17 protein-coding genes are annotated in these 24,423 nt (G+C 38.5%); 10 read left to right on the forward strand and 7 right to left on the reverse strand.

The genetic code is table 11. The features are described from left to right. Positions 1 to 116 precede the first annotated feature (116 nt). The 7 genes from BMY50_RS14555 to trhO all read right to left on the reverse strand — a co-directional run bounded on the left by BMY50_RS14555 (position 117) and on the right by trhO (position 12,762). Positions 117 to 1,727, reverse strand: a complete 1,611-nt coding sequence (locus BMY50_RS14555; RefSeq protein ID WP_238383776.1) for a family 43 glycosylhydrolase — start codon at positions 1,725 to 1,727, stop codon at positions 117 to 119. Between the two features lie 162 nt (positions 1,728 to 1,889). Further along, positions 1,890 to 2,279, reverse strand: coding sequence for a hypothetical protein (locus BMY50_RS14560; RefSeq protein ID WP_093325970.1), 390 nt, complete (start codon positions 2,277 to 2,279; stop codon positions 1,890 to 1,892). A 38-nt stretch (positions 2,280 to 2,317) separates the two neighbouring features. Next, complete coding sequence (locus BMY50_RS14565) at positions 2,318 to 3,682, reverse strand: glucoamylase family protein (RefSeq protein WP_093325973.1); 1,365 nt, start codon at positions 3,680 to 3,682, stop codon at positions 2,318 to 2,320. Between the two features lie 151 nt (positions 3,683 to 3,833). Continuing rightward, entirely contained in the window at positions 3,834 to 5,357 is a 1,524-nt protein-coding gene (locus BMY50_RS14570; protein ID WP_093325975.1) for a RagB/SusD family nutrient uptake outer membrane protein, read from the reverse strand. Between the two features lie 4 nt (positions 5,358 to 5,361). Further along, a complete protein-coding gene (locus BMY50_RS14575; RefSeq protein ID WP_093325977.1) occupies positions 5,362 to 8,388 on the reverse strand; it encodes a SusC/RagA family TonB-linked outer membrane protein in 3,027 nt (1,008 codons plus the stop codon). A gap of 470 nt (positions 8,389 to 8,858) precedes the next feature. Beyond that, on the reverse strand, positions 8,859 to 11,789 hold the full coding sequence (locus BMY50_RS14580) for a ligand-binding sensor domain-containing protein (RefSeq protein WP_238383777.1): 2,931 nt from the start codon (positions 11,787 to 11,789) through the stop codon (positions 8,859 to 8,861). Positions 11,790 to 11,796: 7 nt separating this feature from the next. Continuing rightward, positions 11,797 to 12,762 (reverse strand): oxygen-dependent tRNA uridine(34) hydroxylase TrhO, encoded by a 966-nt coding sequence (trhO, locus tag BMY50_RS14585; protein WP_093325980.1) that lies wholly within the window; start codon positions 12,760 to 12,762, stop codon positions 11,797 to 11,799. A 409-nt stretch (positions 12,763 to 13,171) separates the two neighbouring features. Here trhO and BMY50_RS14590 point away from each other — a divergent pair, with 409 nt between their 5' ends. The 10 genes from BMY50_RS14590 to BMY50_RS14635 all read left to right on the forward strand — a co-directional run bounded on the left by BMY50_RS14590 (position 13,172) and on the right by BMY50_RS14635 (position 24,402). Next, the gene (locus BMY50_RS14590) at positions 13,172 to 14,020 is read left to right on the forward strand and encodes a UDP-2,3-diacylglucosamine diphosphatase (RefSeq protein WP_093325983.1); all 849 of its coding nucleotides are present in this window, start codon (positions 13,172 to 13,174) and stop codon (positions 14,018 to 14,020) included. 192 nt (positions 14,021 to 14,212) lie between these two features. After that, positions 14,213 to 15,193 (forward strand): DUF6427 family protein, encoded by a 981-nt coding sequence (locus tag BMY50_RS14595; RefSeq protein ID WP_093325986.1) that lies wholly within the window; start codon positions 14,213 to 14,215, stop codon positions 15,191 to 15,193. Positions 15,194 to 15,308: 115 nt separating this feature from the next. Beyond that, positions 15,309 to 16,631: an outer membrane protein transport protein gene (locus tag BMY50_RS14600; RefSeq protein ID WP_093325989.1), complete on the forward strand. Its 1,323-nt coding sequence runs from the start codon at positions 15,309 to 15,311 to the stop codon at positions 16,629 to 16,631. Positions 16,632 to 16,641: 10 nt separating this feature from the next. Next, positions 16,642 to 17,247: an LPS export ABC transporter periplasmic protein LptC gene (gene lptC, locus BMY50_RS14605; RefSeq protein ID WP_093325992.1), complete on the forward strand. Its 606-nt coding sequence runs from the start codon at positions 16,642 to 16,644 to the stop codon at positions 17,245 to 17,247. 139 nt (positions 17,248 to 17,386) lie between these two features. After that, positions 17,387 to 19,492 (forward strand): peptidylprolyl isomerase, encoded by a 2,106-nt coding sequence (locus tag BMY50_RS14610; protein ID WP_093325995.1) that lies wholly within the window; start codon positions 17,387 to 17,389, stop codon positions 19,490 to 19,492. Between the two features lie 82 nt (positions 19,493 to 19,574). After that, the gene (locus BMY50_RS14615; protein WP_093326496.1) at positions 19,575 to 20,090 is read left to right on the forward strand and encodes a DUF2480 family protein; all 516 of its coding nucleotides are present in this window, start codon (positions 19,575 to 19,577) and stop codon (positions 20,088 to 20,090) included. A 45-nt stretch (positions 20,091 to 20,135) separates the two neighbouring features. Next, a complete protein-coding gene (locus tag BMY50_RS14620) occupies positions 20,136 to 20,915 on the forward strand; it encodes a DUF3108 domain-containing protein (RefSeq protein ID WP_093325998.1) in 780 nt (259 codons plus the stop codon). A 65-nt stretch (positions 20,916 to 20,980) separates the two neighbouring features. Then, positions 20,981 to 21,550, forward strand: a complete 570-nt coding sequence (locus BMY50_RS14625; RefSeq protein WP_093326497.1) for a DUF3109 family protein — start codon at positions 20,981 to 20,983, stop codon at positions 21,548 to 21,550. Between the two features lie 311 nt (positions 21,551 to 21,861). Next, positions 21,862 to 23,418, forward strand: a complete 1,557-nt coding sequence (locus tag BMY50_RS14630) for a Do family serine endopeptidase (protein WP_093326001.1) — start codon at positions 21,862 to 21,864, stop codon at positions 23,416 to 23,418. A gap of 210 nt (positions 23,419 to 23,628) precedes the next feature. Continuing rightward, complete coding sequence (locus tag BMY50_RS14635) at positions 23,629 to 24,402, forward strand: succinate dehydrogenase cytochrome b subunit (RefSeq protein WP_093326004.1); 774 nt, start codon at positions 23,629 to 23,631, stop codon at positions 24,400 to 24,402. Positions 24,403 to 24,423: the final 21 nt, after the last annotated feature.

Consider the following 24,423-nt stretch of genomic DNA (forward strand, 5'->3'; position numbering starts at 1 on the left):
CAAAATGAAACTTAGTAGCGCTAAGGATCTATTAAATGCTTCATATCCCAGACTATTTACTATGATATACAAGCTTTCGTTTTACTCTTATGCCTTACTGTTCGTGTTGCATATCTTTATTTTACTTCTTGAGCCTTTGTACGTTCAGAAACACCATTTTCGTTAAATGCTTCTATTGCAAAATAATATGTTTGTCCTACTGTTAAACTTTTTACTTCCAGTTCATTTTTACCATATACCATCCATGAGCTATACAATTTATCTGGAGCAATACCCCACAGTATATTATAACCCTGCACATTTTTTTGGCTTTCCCAAGAGATATGACTATCTCTACTATCGATTTTTCTGTCTATTGCAAATTGTTTAACCTTTTGGGGTTTCTTACCGGATCCCAATCCGAAAATGCGAAGTCCCGAAATTGCGAGATGAGGAGTAGGTACATGCTTGTTTTTATATCTTATATACCGTGCCGTTTGTGGATTAGCTAAGGCCACATAGTCGTTTGGGGTATCTTTATCGCTACTATTTTTATCAATTAGGACTTTCCACTGTTTCCCATCCATAGAACCCTCGATAATATATTGGTGGTATAAACCTGGTATTCGTCCATACATATCCGATTTGTAATCGTGATAGTTAATTTGAATGGCATGTACATCAGCTGGTTTTAACAGATCAATGGAAATCCATTGCTTATCGTTATTTTCTTCAGCGAGCCAAAATGTCTTAATGCTTTCATCTACCAGATTTTCTGCGGAATATTCTTTTACCTGAGAGGAAACCGTTACAGGCTTTTCATAAGATAACAACATCCATCCGGTAAATTGACCACTCGTTTCATCTGAAGAAGGAGCGTAATGCGGGTAATCACCGAAATAAGTATCGGTATACATCAGATCATCTTTATCAAAATACGTTGGAAACATACATATACGTCTTTCCCAACCCACATTTACAGAAACCGCCATGGAGCCAAAGTGCCAGAATTTCTCTGCCGGACCTTGCACGGTACTCCCATGCCCCGCTCCATTAGCAAAGCCCCCTGGTTTATAGGAAATAGGATTATTAGGGGCGTAGTGGTAGGGCCCCAATGGATGGTCACTTACATATACACCATCACCATATACATTAAATTCTGTTCCTGGCGCAGCATACTGCATATAATATTTATTTTTATGCTTGGTTAACCAAGGCCCTTCTATATAGCCTCCAAGGACGGTATCCGAATGGTTTTCGCCAAAACGCTCCCAACCATGCTTGGCAGCGTCTAAATTAAACAACTCATATGTTTTCTCTGAAGGACGGAACCGCTTATTCCTATCCAGCTTTTTAGCTCGTATTGGAAACTTATTAGAAGATCCCCAGAACATATAGGCCTGGCCATCATCATCAATAAATAAATCAGGGTCTTGCAAGTCATTCAATATTGCTGGAACGGCTTTCCAATCTCCTTTTTTTGGATTATCTGTATAAAGTACACTCATGGACCCGGAGGGGTCTCCCGTAACGTAGAGCACTGAATCTTTATAGTTATGCGCCGCCGGCGCATTAGACCCCTGGAAATACCATTTTTCAGGCGCTATGAAATCCCAATGTGTTAAATCTGTTGAATGCCAATAGCCCATTGAGCGGGTAACGAACATATAATATTCTCCGCGAAATTTAACAACAGCAGGATCCGCTCCAGAACGATAAGAGATATCGTCATGTGCATTATAAATCATGTATGTATAATCTAGATTTAGCGGGTTGCAGTAGGTAATTTGCCCATACACGGACTGAACGGTGATCACACTAAATAGAAGAAATACAAATACGATATAATGAGACTTTTTTATATACCTCTTATTACTTAATATTTTTTTTAAATGCCTGACCATGTAAGATTAATTTCCTATGTAGATAGTTGGACATGAATCGCAGGATGCCACGGGAACATCTTCTGCAATCAAACCAGTTGTTGCCGTTATCGAATCGGCCCAATAAAATCGCATCCGTACTGCAGTCGATGACCACATATTAATGTCATAATAATCATTGCTTTTAGGTAGTTCTCCAAGTACAACGTTTGAGCTGTTAGCCGGCACAACAAAAGAATAGCTTTGCCCTGTAACTGCATTTCTTAAAAAAACGTTGACATTAACAGAAGTAGAATTGTTTCCCCTTATAGACACAAGGTCTTCTTGTTTGCTGATCTTACCGATATTATTTGCATTGGCGGTAGGACAAGTAAGTATAAAAAATACTAAACAAATAAACAGATTGAAATTTTTCATAATTCAAATTTTTAAGTTTATATACATGGTCAAACATTCTAGATCTTGGGGCTTGAAAAACCCAGCTTCTTCAATCCTCCCTTTACCTCTGGAGCACTCATGAATAAATTCCAGAGCAATCCTGAACGTTGATTTTCGATCATGATCGGAATCGGTCCCTGATCAATAGCCAAATACCGCTTGGGGAACCAATCCTCCGTTTCACTATAAGCGTCATAAAACCCGTACTTACCCCATACTTTATCACCCAATTGGTTATAGAGGTAATGAATTACCTGCATACTATATTCAGGCGTATAAGGATAAGAGGATAGTGCTGCTGTTGGACTGATTACACCAAAATCTTCTTTTGGGCTATGCCCAGCATAACCCTTCACCGAGTAGCTCGCCGTTAAACCCCAAGCATTTTCGCCATAGCCTTTAAAGTGTTTTGGGTTTTCAATGCAATACTGTCTTTGAATCAATGTTTGGTTTTTATTCAACTCCCAATAATCGGCATATTCATCTTTCAACTCGCGTGGATCCAACCCGAGATAAGAATAATGCGCCCAAAACATCGGACCAACGGTACCTTCATTTCCGTTGAAATTAAGTACTACAGGATAGCCATATTGTTCTGCACTAGATTTAATCGCCCCTTTCTTGGCCCAACCTTCATGATATACTTCGGCAGGAACTCCATGTGTTGGTGAAGCTGCAGCTAACACATACATAATCAAGCATTCATTGTAACCGGTAACGGGAAAGTTCATTTCCCAGCCATATTCAGGGCTCCAATGCCAATACAAGACATTCTGACCACCATTACGGTACCAGTTCCAATCGATATCTTTCCACAACTTATCCGCTTTTGCTGCAACTGCTTTTTCCTGATCGTTACCTTCGGCAAAATATTGACGAACGCACAGTAAACTTTGCGCCATAAAGGCTGTTTCTACTAAGTCCCCACCATTATCTTTTGTACCGAAGGGTTTCACCTTCCCAGATGGTCCGTGTAACCAATGTGGCCAGGCACCATGAAAACGATCGGCCTTCTCTAAGTAATTAACAACTTGTTCTAGTCGTTGAGCTCCTTCCTGACGCGTAATAAAACCTCTTTCGATGCCTACCAGAATGTTCATCACACCAAAACCACCCCCGCCGATAGTTACTACATCCTGATCATTTTCGGGATAAACGCCGTCCATATGGATACGTTCTCTGGCTAATCCCGACGTTTTTTCCGCTCCTTCCCAGAAATATTGAAAGGTTTGCTGTTGTACAAGGGTAAGTAAAGAATCATTCGAGAGGGTGTCTTTTTGCTGTTCGGTTTGCTGATTTTCTCCATTAGAAGCAGAACGTGAGCAGGAGAAGAATATGCATGCAGAAAATAATGATAATAATATGTAAGAATAAATTTTCATTCGAATAATTGTTTTAGCGGTAATGTAGCTTGCATGAGCCGTGCTTTATTTAGATTTTTACGGAAGCTCATGCAAGTTTCATTGTATCTGATATGAAGCGTAAAAAACAAGTCCAGGATCGATCTAGACTTTCTAGGACTTGTTTGAATTATTAATAGCCTGGATTTTGCACCAAAACACCTCCACTGGCTGCAATTTCATCCTGTGGAATTGGGAAAATTTCATTTTTTCCGTCCACAAAATTTTTCCCATGTGCGCGCAACACCTCTCCTGCGCGACCTGTTCTTACAAGGTCGAAAAAGCGATCATGTTCCATGCCCAGTTCTAAGCGGCGTTCATTCCAAATGAGCTGTCTCAACTGTCCTTGATCTGTAAGAGTAATATTAGGAACAGCATTGGGGTTATCACCTCTCGCCCGTGTTCTAATGGCATTTAGCGAATTTAAAGCTTCGGCTGACATTCCTAACTCATTTGCAGCCTCCGCACGGATTAGATAAATCTCACCCATTCGCAAAATCCGGATGTTCTTATTACTAAAGTCTGTACTTCCACCCTGTGTCTCCTGTCTTATACTAACATAGGCCTTGTAGTTATACCGTGGGTTGAATGCTGAATTCACAACCACACCGTCAAAAAGTGTATTACCCACACTGATGATGGTGGCATCGCGTCTCACGTCGCCCTCGCTGTAAGCATTATACAGATCAGCGCTCGGTGTATTAAATCCCCATCCCTGAAACACTTGACTTGTTGGAACATTGAATTGCCCCTCTTTGATCCCTTGTACTTGTGAATATTGCCGCACGCTTCCATTCTGCTGCCCTGTACTTTGGATTTCGAAAAGCGACTCCGATGAATTTTCTCCAACTTCTCGCCAAATAGTACGGTAGTCGTTTACTAGTGCGTAACTGCCAACTGCTCCATTGACGATGCTATCAGTTAAAGAATAAGCCCTCTCCCATTCTTTGCGATACATAGAGACCTTCGCTAATAATGCGGCCGCTGCACCTTGCGTTGCTCGTCCAATATTTCCTGGTTCGTATTCCGTATTTTTCGGTAATGTTTTTAACGCAAATTCAAGATCACTTTTGATGAACGCATAAATCGAGTCGGGAGGCAATTGTTTAAATAACTCCGGTGATTGAGCGTCGTCATCGGATACAACTTTATCAAGCTTAGGAACATTTCCGTACATTCTGACTAAATTGAAGTAATAAAATGCTCTTAGATATCGTACTTCAGCGTAATATCTGTTTTTAAGCGCATCCTCAATAGTAAATAATGGCACATTTGCCAGTGCTTGGTTACAGTAACTTATTCCTAAAAAATTACTATTCCAGCCGTCCTTAAATGATGGTGTGGTAGCAGTAAAAGTAAAATTATCCAATTGGTCTTTGTCTGTCCCTAAATCTCCCGGCGAGCTGCCTTTATCCGCGTCATCAGAGATGATACTCGTAGTACCGATCCACGCGAATGAGCTTTGCTCCCACGTGAGCAAATTAGTATAAGCGGCTGTTACAAAGCGCGCCGCATTTGCTGGGTCTGCATAGGTTGAATCTTCACCAGAAGCAATATTCTCCGGATCTGGATTTAGCCATTCCTTATTGCAGGAGGAAGCGATAATCATTACCGCTAAAACAGCTATTATATTAATAACAAAAATATTTTTTTTCATGATACTAGAATGTCAAATTTAAACCAAACATGTAGGTCGAATAGATAGGATAAACATTTAGCTCAATCCCGGAGTTTATCGCTGAACCAGACGTAGCGATTGAGCCTTGAGGTGAATTGCTTGAGGCTGCACCAGCTATTTCAGGCGTGTATCCACTATACGATGTAAATACGAATGGATTTTGCGCCGTAGCGAACACCCGCAATTTGCTATCTTTCAAGAAAGCTAGCTTCTGATTATCGAATGTATATCCTAGTGTGATGTTATTTATTCTTAAGAAGTTTCCTGACTCAACATAATAGGTAGAAGGTCTAGGTATAGTATTTAGAGCAGCGGGATGTGAAGCATTTGTATTAGTTGGAGTCCACCTGCCTTCAAAAACTTCATTTTCAACGTTTTCATTACCGAAACGAACAGCACGCTTTCCGTTGAAAATTTTATTCCCTAGATTGCCATAAAGATCAAATGATAAATCGAACTTTTTGTAGTTTACTCCCGCATTGAACCCGAAATAAGTCTTGGGCTGATAAGAACCGACAAATACGCGATCGCTTTCGGTTATTTGTCCATCACCGTTTACATCTTTGTATTGGAAATTACCATTTTCATCAAATCCATCCGTTTCATACACCCAGAAACTTCCAATTGGTTCACCAACTTTAGAAAGCGTTGTAATTTCTCCATTCCCAAGACTACCGCCTCTTAATTGAAAGTTTCCAGTTACCTCATCGACAATATTTTTGTTGAAGGTCACATTAAAGCCAAGACGGTAAGAAAAGTCATCACTCTTTCTTTCTTCCCAATTTAATGCAGCCTCAAAGCCCTTATTCCTGACCTTTGCTCCTTGAGAATAAAGCGTATTATCTGCGTCCCCAGCGAGGGCAGGTAGTCGGATTGGAATATAAGCCTCTGTTAGTTTATTGTAATAACCAAAGCTTCCGGATAAGCGACCATCCAACATCCCAAACTCCAGTCCTGCATCTATTCCTTTGGTGGTTTCCCATGATGCCAACGCATCTCGGCTTTGATTAAATGTTTGACCCAATGAAATTGGAAAATCGGGATAACTAAAGCCATAATAGCCTGTTTGGGCCAGCCCTTGTAAAACTGCCAAATTGTTATTGGCAATGGAGATATCATTACCCACTTGTCCGTAGCCAACACGCAGCCTTAAATTGTCAAATAGATTTTGATCTTTCATAAAACTCTCGTTGGTTATATTCCACGAGCCACCAATGGAATAAAAGGTACCCCATTTATTATTCACCGGAAACGAGCTAGACCCATCTCTTCTTAGCGATCCACTTATGTTATACCGGTTATCATAAGTATATGTCATTCTACCAAAGTACGATACTCTTCTAATTAAATCTCCCCCATTGGCGGTATTAGCTTCCGGTTCAACAATTACTAATGTACTAGGATCTCCTTGATTTAAATACCACAAATTCCGTTGATTAGGAACATCCGAAATCCGGAGATTAGACCGGTCCGCACGATCTCTTTCGAACGAATAGCCCGCCGTAGCATTAAGTTCGTGCTTCTCGGCGAAAGTTTTCGAATATGTCGCCTGCATGTTCATGATATAATAAAAGCGGTTCTGATTAATCACATTTAAGGAAGACCGATTGTTTTGTTGCGCACTAAACACACTATACACTGGAGCATATATTTTGCCACTTCCATCCGTCTTATCAAAATTGAAATCTCCTCGTAAAGTAAGTCCTTCAAGTGGCCTAACATTCACATATGCATTACCTTGCAGACGCGTACTATTAGAGAAATCGTTCGTATAATCAATGGCTGCCACCGGATTGCCTACGTTAAGGGCACTAAGATAACCATATGAACCATCCGCATTACGTACAGGGGCTGATGGGGACATCCGATAAGCAGAAGAGAATGTGCTAGTTGGTTTGTTCTCATTCTTATTATGCGTCACAGTCAAATTATGCCCAACAGACAAGTATGGAGCAATTTTATACTCATTGTTTATTCTTGCCGTTATGCGATCGTATTTGGCACCATTTAATATTCCTTGGTCTCCGAAGTAACCTCCACTAAAATAATAGTTTGTCTTTTCTGTTCCGCCACTAACACTTACGTCATAATTTTGAACCAGACCTTGTCGCGTAATCTCATCCATCCAATCGGTTGTTTGTGTAGGTAGGTTATTCGGGTCGAAAACTACCGGATCACTTTGACCAGTTAGTCGATTGGTATTGGTAATGGCCTCATTTGTATATATAGCATGTGATCGTCCATCTGCCAGATCTACACTATTAGTCATACTACGAAAACCTGCATAACTATTAACGTTAATACTCATTTTCCCCGTCTTGCCGGATTTCGTTGTAACCAAGATCACCCCATTACCAGCCCTACTACCATAAATAGCTTGGGCTGAAGCGTCCTTCAGAACCTCGACAGATTCGATATCGGAGTTATTGATATTCGTAATATCATCCGTAATTACACCATCTACAACATAAATCGGATTTTGATTTCCTGTAACGGATCCCACACCCCGAATACGCACTTGCGGTTGCGAACCCGGTTGGCCGGATGCATTAATCTGTACACCGGAGGCTTTACCTTGTAGACCTTGGGCCGCTGTCAACACGGGTTGTTTGGTTATTTCCTCTGATTTCACAGAACTTACTGAACCAACAATCTGGCTTCTCTTCTGTGTTCCATACCCTACCACCACCACTTGGTCCAACTGTTCATTAGCGCTTGCAAGTGTTACATTGATGATCGCCTGACCGCCTACGGGCTTCTCTTGACGGGTATAGCTTATAAAGCTAAATGTTAAGGTGGCATTCGATGGGGCGACAATTCGGTAATTACCTTCCGCATCCGTTTGCGTTCCTTTGGTGGTTCCTTTTACTAAAACACTCACCCCCGGAATTCCTTTTCCATCGAGCGAGTCAACCACCTTACCTTGTATGGTTATTTCTTGCTGTGCAAAGGATGCAGCAGCAAAGAACATAAATAAAACCATCAGGCAGTACGTAAATTTGTACCTCATAGCAATTTGTTTGATTGGTTATAAATTTTTAATATAGTTTTAACACATCCCGTGTGTTTGTGTTTTCTGTTAGTGAGTACACCCTCACTTTGTTATGGTTAACAGAGCAAAGGTGTTCTATTGTTTTAAAAAACAGAAAAAAACAACCTATACATCTATACATCATCTATCAAAACACCTGCTCATTAAAAACAGAAAAAACCATAACAATCTGTAAAACAAATAGTTGATAAACATTAAAACCTCTCATTTTAGGAATCATATGTGTACTAAGTACACATACCTGAAAGTGAGGTAATGATGTAGTAATTTTTCCTGTCATTTTTCAATCAACAGGAAAAAAGCCTTTCAATAAAGGAACGGATGATTGAGAAAAAAGGGTGCGTGATAGATGTTTTACTTTCAGACTGACTTCGACAACTTTGCTGATCCGCTTTCGGGATTAATATTCAACCCATGCTACATTTACACTACAGCTCTATTAAAAATTCGGTTAAATTTTGGTCGTGTTCAAGGTTTAGTTTTTTCCGAAGTCTATATCTTCTAATTTCAACACCGCGGGTAGTAATGTTAAGGAGGGATGCAATCTCTTTACTAGACATGTTCATCCGTAAATATGCGCAAAGTTTAAGATCATTAGGTACTAATTCAGGGTGATTATTTTTCAGTTTTTTAAAAAAATTCTCGTGTGCCTCATTAAAACTTTCTTCAAAAAGATTCCAATCGCGCTCATCACTTCTGGCATCGTCAATGATTTTGCTTATTCTTTTTAATTGGTCGCCAGATAATTTTCGCCCTTCATTATCCTTCAGCTGTAGCAGCTCATCATGTACATTATTAAGCAATTCATTTTTATACACAATGTTCATCGCTGAGTTAGCCAGCTCCCTGTTTTTACTGGCTAATTCTTTCTCCAATTGGCTATTTTTCAGTTTAAACAAACGCTGCTCATTTTCAAACATTTCTTTCTGTAACCGCTCTTCTTGCTCGTGCAACGTTTTTTGATGGACATCATCACGATGCCTTTTCAATTTATAGAGATAATACCGTCGTAAACCATATAAAGCTGTTAAAGCTAATATTGTATATATGACCCAAGCCAAAACACTCCTATACCAAGGAGCAGCAATTTCAAATGTTAATTCATTCACTGGCGTGACATGCCCATTAATACTGGCGCGCACTTTGAAAATGTATTTCCCTGGATCCAGATTAGTAAATTCCTTTTGGGTGAGGGTGCTCCAGGCAGACCAATTCTTTGAATTGCCCGCTAATAGATATTGAAACTGTACATCATTATTAGAGAAATAGGGCAAAGCATAAGTAATACGAATATTATTTTGTTTGGCTTCTAAAATTAGTTCTTCTGCCGTGTTAAAAGCAATCAACCTGGCAGTACTGTCTGCTATATCTTCAAACCGCCGAATGTAAGGGTCGGCCAATTTAACTTGATTTTGTATAGTAGTTTTTCGATATAAGGCAAAACCATCATCCAAACTAATTAATGATAAATTGGGTGTTAGCCTGTTCACATTTTCATAGAAGCTCAACATGCGATTACTCAGAGCTTTGAAGCGCGTAGAATCAATAGCCACTTTTCCGCCTTCTCCAAAATTAACAAGCGCAATATGTCCCTTTCTTATAAACCAATATTTTCCGTCACCCGTTTCAACTACCTTATTTGCATTCGCAAAGGTCCCCAATCGCTCATTGAGCTGTGTATAAGCATGAAACCGATCTGCGATTTCATCGTGTAGATAGAATCCCGAATCGGTTGCAAACACGGTTCTCCCTGCGAGGTCGAACACGTTAATATAAGGACTATTGGGTAAACCTTCCTTCTCTGTATATTTCTTTTGTTGCCTAACGCTATCTTGCTGCGCATTAAGTTGCAACCAAAAAAGGCCTTTATAACCACTCACCCATAACCTATTTCCGGCTAATTGTTCCAAATATTGCACCGGCTCATTGAAATTGCCTATCTTTTTATCAAATTGCCATCCTTTTTGGACCTTATTGAATATGGCTAAACCCGTATAAGTTCCCTGTATCAAGCGGTCATCTCTATCTTGCATAGGGCGCAGTGAATACCCACCTGTAACGGTTGACAGCCACTCAAGCTTGCTACCGTTGATTCTAAAGGTTCCATTATTATGTCCGCAAAGCAGTTCATCGCCTACCTGAAACAAATCCCATACCTGTCCTTGCGATCCTTCCATTAAACGAAAGTTAAATCGGTTGTGAGTAGCCGGCCAACTACTATAGTATAAACCTTGATTAGTGCCAATATAAATGTTGCCTTTATAAATTTTCGAGGTATAAACTGTCCCTAAAATACCGGCTCTATCGTCATAGTAATAAATGGGGGAGTTAATTTCGATACGATCAATCCCATTATCGAGGCCGACCCAAATATTTTGAAATTTATCACTTTGTAAACTTAAAACGGTATTGTTCTGTAACCCGTTACTTTTATTTAGATGCTGAACCAGCTTACCTTCCTCGTTAAGTAAGTAAACGCCGTTCAGGATAGTACCAAAGGCATAATGATTACCTAAAACTTTTAGTCCATTGTTCAGTTGAAACTGTTGAAGCTCATTATTCGCCTCATTGGCCCATGGCGTTACCTGTTTATTTTCTAAGACAAAGAGTCCTTTTTGAGCGGTGCCAATAAGGAGACCTTTAGCGCCAAACGGCAAAATAGAAAGTATAATGGAACTGCCATATTGCTCTTTATCTGCCAACTTTATAAGCTTGCCTTTGCTAAATTCAAAAAGCCCTTTTGATATAACTTCTATGAGGTACCTCCCATTCACCTGATAAAGGAAAAGAAAAGGATCTTTTGTTTTTAATACGCTTATCTTACCATTTTGGTACGTATAAATAGCGGAGAACGATTGGAATAAAACTTTTTCATCATCCGCATAAATCTTCCAGATCTCATCATGAAGCTTATCTTTATCGGATAACTGATCACTTAACGAGCGGTATGCCAATTGCCCAAATTTATTCTTATCCCAAACACCAAATTCTCCGAATCCGCCTGAATAAATTCCACCTTTTTTTCCAGCTGCAACAGCTCTCACAATAATTTTCCGCGGCATAGTAGACAACTGCCAATGCTGTCCATCAAATGATAGTAAACCATCACTATTAGCAAAGTACATGGAACCGTTATAGCCGCAACTTGCAGACCAATTTTGATTGCCTGCCTCATATGCTGATTTAGTAAAGTTCTGTACCAACGGTGCGCCCGCAAATTGAATGTTTTCTTGAGCGGAAGATGTTCCTTCTTGATTAAAAGCGATGTTTGAGGGGTTCGCAAGCTTGGCATGCGCAGGCATCGAAACAAAAACCAAGGTTATAAAAAAGCCCAGTATTATGATCGGTTTACTGCGCATCCCTTGTTTAGTTCTTTACAGCAAACTTCTTAGACTTACGCTTACTAAGGTTAACAGCTTGTGGGATTTTCACATAGTAACCGGTACCATCATAGGGTCTTTTACGGGGATGAGATTTACAGTTTTCTGAACAACAACCGTCCATTTTCCATCCACATTCATCACATTGTGTAAAGTGCTCATTGCAGACAGGATTTGCACAATTAATCATTTTACTTGTTGTAGCACCGCAGTTAAAACAAGTGGAGACCACCGAAGGGTTTACATTGTTAACTTCTACGGAAACGCGGTTATCAAACACGTAACATTTGCCTTCGAAATCTTTTCCGCCAGCTTCTTTGCCATACTTTATAATGCCGCCATGTAATTGATAAACGTTCTCAAACCCTTCATGCAGCAAAAGAGCAGAAGCTTTTTCGCATTTTATTCCGCCAGTGCAATAGGTAAGTATTTTCTTATCTTTATACTGCGCTAACTCATTAATCCTCTCTGGAAATTCCCGGAAATTTTCAATATCCAAACGTACGGCATTTTTAAAATGGCCTACATTATGTTCATAGTCAGAACGAACATCTAGTATGACGACATCGTCTCGATCTTTCATTTCCATAAACTCTTGGGGCTCCAAATGTATCCCCGTACGTTTATTAGGGTCAATAATTTGAGGGTCCCTTAAGCCAGAATGCACAATTTCGGCTTTATACCGACAATGCATTTTAATAAAAGAAGGTTCATCTACCTCATCTATTTTAAAATCAGTTTTTGCAAAACGTTGATCGGCATGAACCGCTTGCATATATGCATCACAGGCCTCTCTAGTTCCTGAAACCGTTCCATTTAAACCTTCATTGGCCACAATGATCCTGCCAACTAATTCCAAAGATTTACAAAACGCTAAGTGTTTTTCAGCAAATTCTTCTGCGTTTTCGATAGGGCTATAACAATAGTATAGCAATGTTTGATATGCTTTCATATTTTCATTGATACCGCTGCAAACGGCGTTTAATGCTATAAAAGGTACAAAGATAAAAAAATTTAATACAGCTTTGCCATCTTAACAAGAAGCTTTAAATGATTTACATAAAATTGGCTTCATTAAGTTCCCTGTGGCAAGGTGCGTTATAACCCTCAAAACGTTTCTTCTTTCAATTGCTCGTATCATTACAACAGTAATCAGTCCTTATAGATGGTAAAGGTACGGAACCTCAGGCCAGTTGTCATCTTTAATAGTATGAACAGCTATAAAAAAGGGCACGCTGTGAAAGATATTTCTATAAATTCAACACGAAATATAGGGATAGAAAAGGCGCAGTAAAAATAACAACTACTTAACAATCAATTAACAACAAATAGTTTACTTTGTGTACAAAGTTTGAACTTTGATGTCAAAACGTCCCGTAGAATTAGTTGTTATATCGGATGTCCATTTAGGGACCTACGGATGCCACGCCAAGGAACTCTTGACTTATCTTAAGAGCATTAAACCTGAAAAGATTATCTTAAATGGAGATATCATCGATATCTGGCAATTTAGCAAGCGTTATTGGCCCGAAAGCCATATGAAGGTTGTACGAAAGTTGTTAAAATTTATTGCAGAAGGCACGCCGGTATACTACCTAACAGGTAATCACGATGAGATGCTTCGTAAATTTGCTGATTTTAATTTAGGCTCCTTACAGCTTCTTAATAAACTTGTACTTCCCTTGCCAAAGGGGAAGGCTTGGATTTTTCATGGAGATATTTTTGACGTCACGATGCAGCATTCTAAATGGCTAGCCCGCTTGGGTGCTATTGGCTATGATACCCTAATTTTACTAAACAGTTTTGTCAACTGGTGTTTAGCAAAACTCGGACGAGGAAAGATGAGTTTTTCAAAAAAAATAAAGGCAAGCTTTAAAGATGCTGTTAAATTTATCAATAACTTTGAAACTACTTGTGCCGATTTAGCTATTGATAAAGGATACCAATATGTAATCTGTGGTCACATACATCAGCCTGAAATTAAAGAGATCGTTACAGATAAAGGGAAAGTTACGTATCTTAATTCAGGTGATTGGGTAGAAAATTTAACCGCACTAGAATACGCTAATAATACTTGGAGTATATACAGATACAACCATCAAGAAGCCCTTCAGGACGAAAATGATGAGCTCGATCCTTTGGAAAACGAAGATCTAAATGATAAACTTAATATTAATAAACTCCTCGAGCTCTTAAAAACGGAGACTTAATAGTAATTTAAGGCACACATAATACGATTCACGCTCAACTCTTTTATGTAAATAGTAATGGCTCGGCTGTATTCCAAAAGTCTCCTGTAAAGATTTAGGAAAGATATCTCCTATCCAGTCATCAAAATTTCCATTCTCCAAGCATTTGTGTTAATATTGTACTTTTTAACAAATAGAGGAAAGCATCCTTGCATGATTAATTTATTTAGGAGGTTTACGCCCGCCAATCTGGCTTTTTTAATTGCCATAGCACTGATTCTTTGTATCGGGGCATTCATCCATCTGCCAAATGCTTTCCATCCAATATTATTTGAACCAGCCATTACCTCTTTTCTAGGTAATTTTGAATCCGTTACCTTAACTCCACAGTCAAATGTGCTAATCACACTGTTCCTTACTGTTACGCAGGCATTGGTATTAAATAGAATTGTTGATAACCATAACCTTCTTGGGAGGCCAACCTTTCTACCAGCATTAATGTATGTTACCACAGCAAGTTTACTTTTACCTTTCTTAGCACTTACGCCTACCTTATTGTGTAACTTCTTTCTGATATGGATGATAGATAAACTTCTAAAAACTTACCATAGAAAGGAAGTTAAATCAACACTTTTCGATTTGGGAATGTTAGTGGCTGTCGGAACCTTATTCTACTTTCCATTCATTATTATGTTTCCATTATTATGGATCGCGCTGATAATTTTCAGGCCCTTTGATTGGCGTGAATGGATCTCGGGCTTACTAGGATTTGCTACAATTTATTTTATTTTGGGTGTCATCTATCTTTGGAATAATAAACTAAATGAGTTTTATGCCATTTGGACTCCCTTAACCAAGCCTTTTCCAACTTCTTTTAATATAGACATTTATGACTACTGGGTATTATTACCGTTGGCGTTGGTATTGGCCTTATTTCTTAATACACTACGGGAAAATTTTTATAAAAGCGTAGTACATGTAAGGAAGTCTTTTCAACTGCTTTTCTTCATGTTTATATTTGGCATTATTTCCTTCTATTTGAAAACCGACACGCCAGAATTTCACTTTCTGATGTGTGCTCCACCAATATCTATTTATATGGCTTATTATTTCAACTTTGCTAGAATACGATGGTTTTATGAAAGCGTTTATGCACTATTACTCATCGCCATTTTATATTTCCAACTTTTCTAAGCGATTAAAACAGTGTCTTTTAACCTTTTTTAACAAAAACACCGCGCTTCACAACTAAAAAATAAATAGCTTTGCAGACTTAAAGTAGCATATACTGCATGAATTGTACATCCGCATGAGATTGAACATTAAGAAATACCTTTATATCGTTGGCATTTGCATTAGTGCAACAGCTAGTGCACAATCAAATAGTAGTTCACCCTATTCAGCTTTTGGCTTAGGCCTTTTAAGAGGAGACCAGCTTCCACAATTTAAATCGATGGGAGGGATCTCTGCCGGCGTACGAGGTTTAGGAGGATATAGTAACATTAATATTGCAAATCCTGCATCTTATTCCAATATACATTTGACAACCTTCGATATAGGTGCCTATATGAATAGGACCATCTTGAAGCGAGACGGAAAAACTGAGGCCAGTGGAAACTTCGCATTAAACCATATTAACTTTGCCATTCCCATTACACCAAAGTCAGCATTCAGCTTTGGTTTGATGCCTTTTTCAGATATGGGATATAATTATTCTACACCTATGTCTTTTGGTGCAGCAGATACAGCTAAAGCAAATAGAGCTTTTGCAGGTGAGGGAGGAATCAGCAAAGCATATATTGGCTATGGTATTCAGGTAGCCAAGAATTTCAGTGTTGGGGCTAACATTTCTTACCTATTTGGAAAACTGAACAATATCAGCGGTATTGAATTTCCAAATCAGTTAGGAACAGCAAATACCCGGATTGAAAACAAACGTGACATATACGGTTTCAACTATGACTTGGGTGTACAATATCATACTGCGCTAAACGATAAAACGTTGTTAACTGTTGGTTATACCAATAGCCTTGGAACAAAACTCAACTCGATAGAATCGCAGGTCGTTACCCGCATTTCCAGCAATGTTAGTGATGGAACGATTAATTCAATACTCGATTCTGTTTATTCTTATGAAGGAAGTGAAGAAAAACTAACTCTTCCTATGCGTCATAGTTTTGGTATTAGCATTAATAGAGCAAATAAATGGCTTTTGGGAGCCGATGTTCGTTATGCTACTTGGTCGGACTTCAAATCAAGCGGTAACGCCACTATTAACACTGCTGAATATAAATTTGATAATAGTTATGGCGCAAGTATTGGCGGTCAATGGACACCAGATATTACCTCTCTAAATTATTTGAATTTAGTAGATTACCGATTTGGTTTAAGATACGACAAAACGTATCTAAATATTAATAACCAAAATATAAAAGACATGGCTGTTAGCATCGGCCTTGGTCTTCCTATCCGTGCGCAACAGGGAATTAACGCTTATTATAAGATAAATCTTTCAGCTGAATATGGGCAACGGGGCACGCTGTCCAATTCTTTGGTAAAAGAAAATTATATCAATTTCACGGTTTCCTTCATGTTAAACGACCGCTGGTTTATGCGGTATAGATATGATTAGTAGTAATTAAATGGCGGGTAATGTCATTACGCATATTATAAATAAAATTCCAACCATAACTTTTAAAAAGGTTATGGTTGGATTGTTTTGTGCCTTATTTTTATTGAGTGCATGTGAAAATGATTTAAAGGACGTTGAACGTATAGCCAATATAAATGCAGAAGAACCTGTAGACATCTCCTACGGCGTTACGGTTATTTACAGCGATTCTGCCGTGGTGAAAGCAAAACTCATCTCCACAAAGATGATTAAACATAATGTTGATAGTCCGTTTTATGAGTTCCCGAAAGACATTCTATTGATTTTTTTTGATAAGAATAAAAAAGAAGAACGGCGGGTAACAGCTAACTATGGCTTGTATTTTGAAAAGAAAAATTTAGTAGAACTGAGACATAACGTAATAGTTACGATGGCCGATGGCACCATCTTTAAATCAGAAGAGCTGTTTTGGGATAATGATAAACGTATTTTCTATAATACGATGCCATTAACAATCACTACACCTAATAAGGACGTCTTCCAGGGAAATTATTTTGAATCAGATGAAAGTTTTGAAGACAGAAAAATAAACGGGTTAAGAGGGGTATATAATCCGAAGGACGAAGATGTATTTTAGTTTGCTATCATAAATATCTTTTTTATCAGTAAAAATTGTATCTTGCGCCCTCATTTAAAAAATTTGTTATTTTTTTAAATACTTAAGAAGCAAATAAATATAGAACTTAAAACCTTCAATCAATTAGTATAAAGAGCATATGGGATTAATGACCTTTTTGCGGAACCGTGCGGGAATAATCATAGTGGTAATTATCGGTTTAGCAATTGTAGCATTTTTGTTAGGAGATGTTATTCGTTTTGGAACACCTTTCTGGGCTTCGCATCAAAATGAAGTAGGAAGTATAGATGGTGAATCGATATCCTATCAGGATTTCAACAATCAAGTGGAACAAAGTACAAACAATATGCGTCAGCAAATGGGCGGTAATATGAGCCCACAGATGAGCGCCTATGCAGTGGAAGACGCTTGGAATCAAAATTTAAGACGTCTGTTGTTGAACAAAGAACTTGAACGCATTGGTTTAAGTGTTGGAAAAAATGAACTGCAAGATATGGTGACCGGTAAAAACCCTTCACCCATGATTGTACAGAATTTCGGCAATCCACAGACAGGCCAAGTGGATATGGCCCAGTTGAATCAATTTTTATCTAACGTAGCGAAGGAACCGGCTAATAGCGAGCTAGGCAACCAATGGGAAGGTTTCTTAAAGGCTATGAAAGAAGGTAAACTTCAGCAGAAATACAACAACCTTATACAGAACAGTGTGTACGTTACTTCGCTAGAAGCCAATGAGGATTACAACCAACGAAACAAAATTGCCAATTTCAGTTATGTTCTGTTAGATTACGCATCTTTGCCAGATAAAGACGTAAAGCCAAGTGACGCGGATTATCAAAAGTTCTACGATGAACATAAAACTTCTTTCAAAAATGAGGCGGAAACACGATCATTTGAGTATGTAGTATTTAATGCAAAACCTACCGCTCAAGATACTGTTTTGGCCAAAGAAACCGTTACTAAACTTACTAAAGAGCTGGCCACCAGTACGAACGATTCTTTATTCGCTGCGTCCAACTCTGAACAAAAACGCCCAGTAGCCTACATTAAAAAAGGAACACTGAGCCCCGCTTTAGATTCATTAGTTTTTAGCGCTGCGGCCGGAACGACAGTAGGCCCCGTTTATACAAATGGTGTATATGAATCTGCTAAAGTGCTTGATGTGCGCAATAGTCCAGATTCTGTAACAGCTCGTCATATATTACTCAATCCAGCTACAGAAGGTGGTATTGACAAGGCCAAAGCTAAAGCCGATTCTATAAAAAACCTTATTGTAAATGGCGGAAATTTTGCGGCGTTGGCAGTTGAATTTGGTACAGATGGAACAAAGGATAATGGTGGAGAATTGGGGACCTTTGCACGCGGCAGTATGATCCCAGCATTTGAAGACGCTGTTTTTAATGCTAAACCTGGAGATGTTTTTGTTTTGAACACGCAATATGGCGTGCATATCATCAAAGTAGATGCACAGAAAGGAATGTCAAAGGTGGTAAAAGCTGCTATAATTGACAAGAGTGTTACCAGTAGCAATGAAACGTTAAGAGCAGCATACAGCAAAGCCTCTGATTTCTTTGGAAAGGCTAACGGTAAAGATTTTAATGAAGCAGCAAAAAAAGCAGGCCTAACAGTTGATCACGCAGAGAATATTGCACCGATGCAACCTTCCATTCAAAATCTGGAGTCACCAAGGGAATTAATTAAATGGGCTTTCAAAGCAGATAAGGGAGACTTAACGGACAAGGTTTATGAATTGGACAACCAATACGTTGTGGCTAAATTAACCAGCATACGTCCAAAAGGACAATTATCTTTAGCAGATGTAAAAAAGGAAATTGAGCCGGCAGTATTAAATAAAGTGAAAGCCGCGCAATTGGAGCAAAAATTAAATGGCGCTTTAAAGGGTGCAAAGTCTATCAATGAAGTTGCCCAAAAAGTTGGAAAGACAGCTAAAGCAGAGCAAAATATTGTTTTTGCCAATCCAGTTTTACCAGGAGTAGCACAAGAAAACAAAGTAGTAGGTACTGTTTTTGGGCTACAACCAAAGCAGCTTTCCAAACCAATTGAGGGAACTCAAGGTGTATATGTAGTGGAGGCAACAGACTTTGTAAACCCGCCGGCACTAACAGATATTAACCGCCAAAAACAACAGGTTTCGCAACAGGTAAAACAACGCGCGGCGAACCAAGCTTTTCAAGCTTTATTAGATAAGGCGGAAATTACTGACAATCGGGTGAGATTCTATTAAAGTTATTTATTTATACCTTTGTATCCGGATAAGGTTTAAACCCTATCCGGATTTTTTTGTTAAATAGGATATGGAAAGCGGTATGGAAATCCAAGAGAACATTATAAATAAGGTGGCCAACAGTGGTTTATTAAGCTTTGATTTGGCAACATTGAAATCTAATGCAACAATATCAATTTACGATATAAAAGATAACCTGTTTCAAGGGCTTATATTACGTGAGAAAGATTTCAGAGACTTTGTTAAAGAAAAAGATTGGTCGAGTTATCAGGGGAAGAATGTATTAATTACCTGTAGCGCTGATGCGATTATACCAACCTGGGCTTACATGTTACTTGCAAACAAGTTAGAACCTTTTGCGAATGAACTATTTTTTGGGGACGAGGGTACCTTTGAAGATATTTTATTTGAAAGAGCATTAGCAAAGCTCGACCTAGAAAGGTTTCGAGATCAACGCGTTGTTGTCAAAGGCTGTGGTGATGTAAAAATTCCAACGTCCGCTTTTGTGAACTTTACCTATAAATTATCGAAGGTTGCAAAGAGCATCATGTATGGTGAGCCTTGTTCTACTGTGCCAATTTTTAAACGCAAAACGTAATTTACCGGCTCATGTATCGATGATAGATTAGGGCAATATAACAGCATGAAAAAAACAGCTTTCATCTTCCTATTAATAATCGCTCAGCAATACGTTGCTTTTTCACAAACGGTGCCTTATTTAAAAAATGGCGTTTTTGAACCTGGTGAGGAACTTACCTATCGATTAAGATATGGATTTATTTCTGCCGCCGAAGGAGTATTGAAGGTGTTACCATCTGATCTTGTTTTTGATAATAAACCAACTTATCATTTAAATGCTGTTGGAAAGACTTCTAAAGCATTTAGCGTCTTCTATAATATAAGAGATCAATATGATTCGTATATAGATCAAAAAACATATTTACCTTATTTTTTTAGTGAAAACATAAAAGAAGGAAAATATCGACGAAATGATAAAATACGTTTCTATCAGGAAAAGAAAAAAATTGAAGCCACAAGAGGTAACTTTGATGCCAAGGAGTCACAAACCTTTGATCTGTTATCTGCTTATTATTTTTCCAGAACCTTAGATCTTTCAGGAGTTAAAGAAGGTGAATCATTTAAACTGTCTTATTTTCTTAAAGATACGCTATCCTACTTATATATAACTTATTTAGGAAAAGAAAACATCAAAACTCCTCTTGGAACATTACGGTGTCTTCGATTCAGTCCATCGCTTGAACCTGGGAGAGTATTCAAAAAAGACAGCAAACTTCATTTATGGGTAACAGATGACGAAAACAGGATTCCAGTCAAAGCCCAGGTAGATATTCTAATAGGAGCGGTAACCTTGGAGCTCACGGGAGTTAAGGGATTGAAATATCCGTTAAAGAAAGTCAAATAAAAGCCGACAAGTTGTCACAAAAAACGACAAGTTGTCGTAATAAAAAGTTAAAAGTAAAAACCATGATGATAGAAATAGGAGAGGTGCTGGTTAATGAAGAGATAATAAAAGAAAGCTTTATCTGCAATCTTCATAAATGCAAAGGAGCCTGCTGTGTCGAGGGTGATTCTGGTGCACCACTTGATCGCGATGAATTAGCTGTATTAGCAGAAATTTACCCCAGTGTAAAGCCCTATATGACCGAAAAGGGAATCGAAACGATTGAGCAGGTTGGTACGCACGTAATAGATGAAGATGGCGATTTAACTACACCATGTGTGAATGGCAATGAAGAGTGTGCTTATGTGACATGGGAAAATGGTATAACAAAATGTGCTATTGAAATAGCTTTCGAACAAGGAAAGATTGCATGGAAGAAGCCAATCTCCTGTCATCTTTATCCGATAAGAATTACAAAATATCCTGAATTTGATGTATTAAATTATGACAAATGGCACATCTGCCATGACGCCTGCACCTTAGGTAGAGAGCTGAAAGTGCCTGTTTATAGTTTTCTAAAAGATCCGTTGATAAGAAAATACGGAGAAGCATGGTACCGGGAACTGGAAGAATCAGTTAAAACACCTCTTATATAAGCCCTTTGTAATATTTTCATATAAATCCTGTTTTTTAAGTTTTCTTTAACATTTTTTAACAGAAATGACAAGCCAAAAATTTGGCTTTGACCTACAAATGGTATTACTTTTGAAATAGTCAATACAACGTTTGCAGACTTAGATTAAAACAAAACGAGGGTATGTTTAAAAACGCTTATTAAGACGGGCGATTTTCTTTTGACGAATATTCTTTTCGAGAAGAAAAAGTACTAGAAAATAATATAGCCAGATGAGGTTTTTATAAACGGCACTTAAAGTATTAAACAACCGCTAAATTTAGAAATAAAAAAATGAAGAAGATTGGATTAACATTACTAACAGCCCTAATTGGTGGAGCGGTGGCTGTTGGAGGTTATAAATTATTGGAAAAAAAACAAAGCGCTCAGTTGTCTTTTGAAGAAAGACAACAACTTCACTATGCTAGCAATCCTAGCAGTATCAGCGCTTCTACTGGAAATTTAGATTTTACACAAGCCGCGGCGGCTGTCGCACCGGCAGTAGTTCACATCAAAACTACTTATGAGCGATCGTCGAATTCAAGAGGAGAAGACCCCTTCCAAGATATGTTTGAGGAGTTCTTCGGCGCGCCACGTGGACGTCAAAGACAACAGTCACAACCTGCACAGGCTTCAGGCTCAGGTGTTATTATTTCAAACGATGGATACATTGTAACAAATAATCATGTGGTTGAAGGTGCTGATAAAATTTCTGTAGAGTTAACGAACAAAAAAGTATATGATGCTAAAATCATTGGAAGAGACCCAAATACAGATCTGGCTTTAATTAAAGTGAATGCTACGAGCTTACCAATTGTAAAGTTAGGTAATTCAGATAACGTAAATATTGGAGAGTGGGTATTGGCAGTTGGTTATCCTTTAGGCTTACAATCGACCGTAACGGCGGGTATTGTCAGTGCTAAGGGCCGCGCTATCGGTATTTTAGCAGATCAACAACGTCAAGAACTTTATCAGCAATGGAGACAGGATGGCGGAGATCCGAATAATGTTCCTGCAAGCTCTGCAGTGGAATCTTTTATTCAAACAGACGCCGTAATCAATAAAGGTAACAGCGGCGGAGCACTTGTAAATGCAAATGGAGAATTGGTTGGCATCAATGCAGCAATCATGTCGCAGAGTGGCTATTATGCTGGTTACGGATTTGCTATCCCGGTGAATTTGGTCAAAAAGATAGCGGATGATTTTGTAAAATTTGGAAGCGTCAAAAGAGGTTACGTAGGCGTAACCTTCCAAGAGCTAAATGCAGAAGTAGCTAAAGGGCTAAATGTAACCGATATTAACGGATTATATGTGAACAGTGTACTACCTAATGGAGGTGGTGCCGCTGCGGGACTTAAAAAGGGAGATATTATTACCAAAATAGATGGCAATGTAATTTATTCAAGTCCTGACCTGCAAGAACGTGTGGCAAGATTACGCCCTGGTGATAAAGTCAAATTAACATATAAACGTGAAGGCAAAGAGAAAGAAGTTACGGTAACCCTAAAGGGTGATGATGCGAACAAATCAGAAAAGCCTAATGGCGGAAGCGACCGAAGCACAGCAGAACTTTACAATAAACTCGGTGCAGGATTTATCCCTGCGAATGCTCAAATTAAAAAGAAATTTAATATTTCTTCTGGTGTTGTAGTATCTGATGTACGGAAAGACGGGTTGTTCGCCGCTTATGATGTTCCAAAGGGATCGATCATCACTTCTATAAATGGTCGGCCGGTGAATAACGTTGATGACGTAGAAAGCGCCTTGGGAAGTAGTAAAAATGAAATGGTACAAATAAGTGGTATCACACAAGATGGAGTACGATATAAATCTGCTTTTCCTTTAAAGTAAACAATCCTTACAATAACCTTTAAACGAAAGAAGGGTTCCTATACATAGGAATCCTTTTTTGATTTAAAGAAATGCGCTTTAGGAATACGTAATGCGTTTTTATAGGGCGAGATTAGAACCATTCTAAATTGATTAATTAGCACAATATTTTATGTCATTCTAAAATCAAATAAATAGCTTTGCCTACCATTATTAAAAAATAACGCAAAAATGAGTAGTTTTAATCGAGCATTAACTTCCACATTAGGAAAGAAGCTGATCATGAGTTTAACGGGTTTGTTTTTATGCACATTCCTGATAGTACATTTGATTGGTAACCTCCAACTATTTAAGGATGATGCAGGTAAGGCATTTAATGACTATGCCTATTTCATGACCCATTTCCCGCCTATTAAAGCGGTATCTTATCTTCTGTATGCATCCATTATAATCCACGCTATTTATGCCTTGATCTTGACCATATATAATAAGAAGGCTCGTCCAGTAGCTTATGCGAGCTATGCAGGGAACAAAAACAGTACATGGAACTCAAGAAACATGGGCATCTTAGGCACGGTGCTCTTAGTTTTTATTGCAACACATATGGCAAACTTCTGGTGGAAATTCCACAATGATCAAGTTCCTTATATTGAATATAGGACGGATCTAAGTACATTGGAAACGCAAGCAACAGAGATCAGTGCGGGTGATTTTATAGATTATCAGAAATTTACGCAAGATGGTGAGGAAATAACAAAAGCACGTGACCTTTATAAGCAAGTGTCTTACGCTTTTCAAAATCCTTTATTGGTTGCCTTTTATGTGCTAGCGATGGCAGCCTTGTCTTTCCATTTGATTCATGGATTTAGAAGTGCTTTTCAAACACTGGGATTTGATCATAAAAAATATGTACCGATCATCCGGTTCTTAGCTGTATGGATCTTCGGAATTATCATTCCTATTGCTTTCGCTGCAATGCCATTGTATTTTTTCTTTTGTAAATAAGCTTTAAAAGATTTAGTTTTC

This window comes from Olivibacter domesticus, from assembly GCF_900109575.1.
Lineage (GTDB): Bacteria > Bacteroidota > Bacteroidia > Sphingobacteriales > Sphingobacteriaceae > Olivibacter > Olivibacter domesticus.